This window comes from Paenibacillus sp. 01T422, assembly GCF_056398785.1.
This window is the reverse complement of sequence record NZ_JBFTQB010000531.1, coordinates 1-5,515: the sequence shown is the minus strand read 5'-3', so window position 1 is coordinate 5,515 and position 5,515 is coordinate 1. Positions and strand designations below refer to the sequence as shown.

The window sequence follows — 5,515 nt, the reverse complement described above, 5'->3', positions numbered from 1 at the left end:
GTGACAATCCGATTGTTCCTGCAACATAAGCATCGAGTTGTTCCGCTTCCTGAATCTTTGCCGTCAACTGACTGAAGTTATACAAAGTTAACGACTGATACGAATCGGATAGCGCTTTGGCTTCCCGGTCGGACAGGGCGCGCTTCCATATTTTCAACTCATCCAGCGTGACAGTCGCTCCCCCGTAGCCTTTATTGCCGTCTGCTCCCAGAATGATGTGATAAGAAGTATCCAGGCTGGATGTGCCCAGTGTGGAATTGTCACTTCCCTCACAAGCGCAAAATGAACTGACAGCTCAGATTGCTGCCGGAAGAGCTTTGACATCAAATTCTGATGCTGCAGTGATTGATCAGACGTATCTCGATTTGATGTGGGCTATGCAAACTGCCCAGAGAAGCCTGATTTACAATTTCATTCCAAAAACGGCGTTTTCGATCGATTCTTTCAGTTCTTATGCAGACAATGAGAATGCTTATGCGAGTAATATTCTGGACGGTTCAGAAGCAACCATTTGGCACTCCAAATGGGAATCTCCTTCGGCGCCTTTCCCGCATTGGGTTATTATCGATATGAAAAGTAAGTACAGCCTGCATGGCATACAGAGAAAGAGTCGTCTCAGTCAATCCGATATGGGATTCCCAAAAACATTTGAAGTATATGCCTCGGATACTCTGGCCGACTTAACAGATCCTGCCTTCTTGGGCAATGCGGCTAACAAGGTTACCGGCACATTTGGACAGACCTGGACAGGTGCGGTGTATAAGGATTTTGTATCTTTTGATAAAGCCTTACAGGGCCAGTATGTGAAATTTGTCGTTACCGGAACTTATAACACAGATACGTCCCGATTATTCACTAGTATGAGCGAAATTGATTTTACCGGCGAACAGCTTTCAAGCAGTAATGCCAACTTGACGGATTTGAAAGTAAACGGCGTTTCGTTAAGTGGTTTCGCCTCAGATAAGCTCAACTATGTGTTGACAGTACCGTATGGCACGACGGCGGTAACCGCTACTTATACGGCAGCAAGTGCTTCCGCAACGGTAGTGATTGCCGGCGGCGAGAGTTTAATTGTCGGCACCAATCCGGTCACCGTTATAGTGACGGCGCAGGACGGTACCGAAAGGGCTTATACCATCATAGTAACCAGATATGCTCAACCGTTATCGTCGGACAGTTCTTTGATCGATCTGAGAGTTAACGGAACTGGGGTGAGTGAATTTGCTCCAGACAAGCTGAGCTACTCCGTTGATGTTCCTTATGGTACAACGGTGGCAAGCGTGACCTATGAGAAAGCCGATCCAACTGCAACGGCAGTGGTGAGTGGCGGTGAGAATTTGATCGTCGGCGCCAATCCGGTCACCGTTATAGTGACGGCGCAGGACGGTACAAGCAAGACTACGTATAGCATTTTGATAACAAGACAAGCTCAAAAGGTATCGTCCAACGCAAGCTTGTTTGATTTGCAAGTGAATGGAACGACATTAAGTGGGTTCGCTCCGGACAAACTAAGCTACAAAGTTGATGTTCCTTATGGTACAACAGTAGCCACTGTGACTTATTCCGTCTATCATGTCACATCTAGAGTCATCATCAACGGAGGCAGCAGCTTAAATGTTGGCCCAAATGCTGTTTCTGTCGTGGTAACAGCGCAGGATGGCACATCCAATATTTATGTAATTGAGGTTAATCGTTTGTCAGCTCCAGATACAAATCATGGTTCAGATCACGATCAAGATTCGGATTCACCAACTTCATCAGGACCAGTAATAACACCAGATAAGCCTAAGCTGCCAGATGACGCAGCAACTATTAAGGAAGAAGATTGGAAGGTCGGCAAGACATCCATATCCGTCGAATTGGCAGAAGGGAAGAATCGCCTGATTATCCCGCAGGAGCAAGTAGATCAGCTTAGTGGGCGCTCACTTCATGTTCAGACTCAAAACATAAATCTGACGGTTCCTGGCGATCTGTTGAAATCCGCAAGCAGTTTGCTGCCGGAATCCAGCAAATCTGCATCAGTTACCGTGAAAATTGAACCTGTTGAAGCAGCGCAAGCGCAGCGAACGGTGCAGGCAGCAAGTCTCAAAGAGAATGGTATATACAAGCTAGGCGGCCAGATGATTGATCTTTCGATCTTCGCGACCGTTACTGATGGCAAACAGTTTAGTCTAGATGAACTTGTGAAGCCTGTGACGATGACGTTCCCGATTCCTGTGGGAATGAATCCGAAGTTGGTTGGCATTTATGAGATTAAGGAAGATGGAAGTCTCGCCTACTTGGGCGGAAAACGGGTTAGCGGAAATACCGCAATCGAGGTTGGAGTAGATCGCCTCGGCCAGTATGCATTGCTGTCTTTGGAGAAAACGTATCATGATGTATCAAGCCAGCACTGGGTATTTTCAACAATACAAGAGCTTTCCGCCCAACATATCGTGAACGGTGCGACGAACGACACTTTTGCCCCTGGTAGAGACATTTCCCGCGCAGAGTTCGCAGCTTTGCTTGCCCGGACGCTAGGCCTTGTATCTGACAATACATCTCCTTTCGGTGACGTAGCAGGGAATGACTGGTATGCGAAAGAAGTAGCTGCTGCCTATCAATTTGGAATCATAACGGGTAACTCGCAGCAGTCATTCGAACCGAATCGCAGTATTACCCGAGAAGAAATGGCTGTCATGCTCGTCCGCGCCTTGGAACACCGGTCAGGAACGAAGCTAGAGCCATCTTCAGAAGCTAGTTCGGATGCATCCGAGATCAGCGATTGGGCTTTACCTTATGTGAATAGCGCGATGAAAGCGAAGTTGTTGACAGGACGCCAAGAAGGGCTGTTCGTACCGCAAGAACGTACAACCCGTGCGGAAGCTGCACAAGCAATCTACAACTTATTGAAATAGGCATGAAAAAGATCGTCAGCCACCTATATGTTTAAGGAGGGTGGCGATCTTTTTATTAAACAACTCATTCTATTAAAGTTAGTATTCTTCTGAAACTGGGGTACAACGATATGAACCAACGAATGCTAGTCAGATTATTTCTATTCTCGTTATTGTTATCCTGGATGTTTCTTCAGCCGGAAACGGCAAAGGCGCACTACTTATCGTTCGGTTATTCTCATATATCACTTAAGGAAGAGGGATTAGGGTACGTACTGTTACTCACTCCGGATGAAATGAGGCCGACTCTAAATCTTGATCTAGATCAAGATGGGACAGTTACCCAAGAAGAAGCCATTCAAAAGAAAACTGATTTGCAGGAATTCGTGGCGCGAGGATTGTCAATCCAAGCGGATGGAGCAGATTTGCAGATGGAGCTTGTGTCTATAGAGATGATTGAACAAGGAGCAGGCATTCCCATGATCAAGTTGAACCTTAACTATGATTTTGGGCAGAAAATTAATGAACTGGTCATAAAGTATGACATCTTGTTTAACATAAGTCCTTTGCATCACAACTTTTCAACCATTACATCCATTGACGGCTCGACGAGAGAGCATGATTTTGACAAAAATAATCAAATCTTAAAGCTTTACATGAACCCTAATAGTCCGAAAGCTGTTGTAAATCGGATAATCAAGATCCCTCCGTGGATTCCTCTCATCTTACTACTGTTTGTAGGAGCTACAATGGGAGTCTGGATTTATTATCGAAAATTTAGGGCAAAGAGGAGAAATCGATGATGGAAATATTAATTCCGGAGTGGCTTATTATTGCATGGAGTTACATCATGTATGGCATGGAGCACCTGTTCACAGGGTATGATCATCTGTTATTCCTCTTAGGTCTAGTTATCGTTCGCCTTAAGTTGAGTGAGTATATCAAAATCATCTCGGCATTCACGTTTGGACATAGTATCACGCTAGCACTGGCAGCGCTGGAACTTGTTAAGATTCCCGGGGCAATCATTGAACCATTAATTGCATTAAGCATCGTGTTTGTGGCAGTGGAAAATATGTTGCACAAGGAGCACAAGTGGCGCTGGCTAATTACAGCATTTTTCGGTCTTATTCATGGCTTCGGATTCGCAGGAGTGATGGAGGGGCGTTTTTCAGGTAATGTTGCATTGCCCTTGCTTTCCTTCAATATCGGAATTGAATTGGGGCAGCTGGCTGTATTTCTTGTTCTATTGCCGATCATCCATAAGGTCGGGCAAAGTCGTTGGAAAGCCCAGACGGTTTATGGCGTATCAAGCATGATCGCTTTATTCGGTATTTATTGGTTTCTTGAACGTGTGATATAAAGTCACTCGCTTATTTGCTAAGGCTAACCATAAACGTAAGTAATCATCGTTCGAAAAGATTTACAAATTTAGCATGATACGATAAATTAAAATAAAATTATATTGTTATATTTTGGAGGAATCATGCCTATTAATTCTTGGGTCTCAAAGCTTATTTCACGTGTTGCATTTGTTATTGTAGGGATTACTGGACTTTATGGGTGTATTGTTTTTTTATTTTTTAAAGATTGGAATGCTAGTGGGGTATTTGGGGACACTTTCGGAGCAATTAACGCTATTTTCTCGGGTTTAGCCTTCTCCGGTCTGGTAATCACTATTTACTTACAGAGAATTCAATTAGATGACCAAAATAAATTTAATAAACTACAATTCTTACAAACAAGGTATGATTATTTACTTGGTCAAATAAAATCCTGGACAGAAAAAGGGTTTAAAGAGCATGATTTATTTTTTGCAGAAGTTGAAGAACATTGGAAAAAATACGGTGATGAAGAGGGGGGATTTGATTTTCACTCAATGATTTATTATAAGTACGGGAATAAGTATCAACACTTTGTAAATGTTCTAAAGGAAACTATACGATTCATTACAGATGAATACGTTCCTAGCAATTCATTTTCTTTAAATCATAAGAATGAAAATGAACTATTTATTGATATACTTATTAGTAAACTCCGTGATGTAGATCTAGTCCTTCTAGCAATCCATGCAGAATTTATGGATGAACAACTGCAAAATCTATTAGAGGAACATGCCTTCTTTGTTCATTTACGAGAAGAAGCTTATAGTGAATACTCGAATATATCAGGAATATTTAATCATAAATACGCTACCTGGGAGCATTCAGGGGGCTTACCATTATAATTATTTTAAGAGAGTCGCTTCTAAATTTAGAGCGACTCTTCTTTGTATTATTAGCTTCGATAAGCCGGTACGCTTGTTGGTAGTCCCAAATAGCTGAGAGGGATATACCCCATGCGATCGATACGGCTCAATTTGGGTCGAACTAGTCGCATTGAATTTTATTCTGAAAGATGACCAATCAAGCAAAATAGGTCACTGGACATGTTCACACAACCAAGCAATAAGGTCAAGTTCACATATACTAAAGATATCATTAAGAGCAAGGGGTTGAGATGTTGAAGCAGAAAAAATCTATAATAGGTGTCTTAAATATAGACACTAATTCAGGGACCATAATCAATGGTGATTCGTTTAACATTTCGCCAGCTGAAAGCTCCATAAGTTTCAGAGGTTCTGGCACCGACGTTACTGG

At 42.8% G+C, this 5,515-nt stretch carries 4 protein-coding genes; all 4 read left to right on the top strand.

The genetic code is table 11. The features are described 5' to 3' along the window. The first annotated feature begins 251 nt into the window (after positions 1 to 251). The 4 genes from AC1DUA_RS25070 to AC1DUA_RS25055 all read left to right on the top strand — a co-directional run bounded on the left by AC1DUA_RS25070 (position 252) and on the right by AC1DUA_RS25055 (position 5,103). Positions 252 to 2,897: an S-layer homology domain-containing protein gene (locus AC1DUA_RS25070; RefSeq protein WP_477502352.1), complete on the top strand. Its 2,646-nt coding sequence runs from the start codon at positions 252 to 254 to the stop codon at positions 2,895 to 2,897. A 110-nt stretch (positions 2,898 to 3,007) separates the two neighbouring features. Further along, positions 3,008 to 3,679, top strand: coding sequence for a hypothetical protein (locus tag AC1DUA_RS25065; protein ID WP_477502351.1), 672 nt, complete (start codon positions 3,008 to 3,010; stop codon positions 3,677 to 3,679). After that, positions 3,676 to 4,239 carry a HupE/UreJ family protein gene (locus AC1DUA_RS25060; RefSeq protein ID WP_477502350.1) on the top strand — a complete coding sequence of 188 codons (564 nt, stop codon included), beginning with the start codon at positions 3,676 to 3,678 and terminating at the stop codon, positions 4,237 to 4,239. The genes AC1DUA_RS25065 and AC1DUA_RS25060 overlap by 4 nt, the downstream gene beginning before the upstream one ends. A gap of 123 nt (positions 4,240 to 4,362) precedes the next feature. Continuing rightward, positions 4,363 to 5,103: a hypothetical protein gene (locus AC1DUA_RS25055; RefSeq protein WP_477502349.1), complete on the top strand. Its 741-nt coding sequence runs from the start codon at positions 4,363 to 4,365 to the stop codon at positions 5,101 to 5,103. Positions 5,104 to 5,515: the final 412 nt, after the last annotated feature.

What these genes read in the sequence shown, in the direction of transcription:
- AC1DUA_RS25060 (WP_477502350.1), top strand. Translation starts at nt 3,676, where the DNA reads ATGATGGAAATATTAATTCCGGAGTGGCTTATTATTGCATGGAGTTAC.
- AC1DUA_RS25055 (WP_477502349.1), top strand. Translation starts at nt 4,363, where the DNA reads ATGCCTATTAATTCTTGGGTCTCAAAGCTTATTTCACGTGTTGCATTT.
- AC1DUA_RS25065 (WP_477502351.1), top strand. Translation starts at nt 3,008, where the DNA reads ATGAACCAACGAATGCTAGTCAGATTATTTCTATTCTCGTTATTGTTA.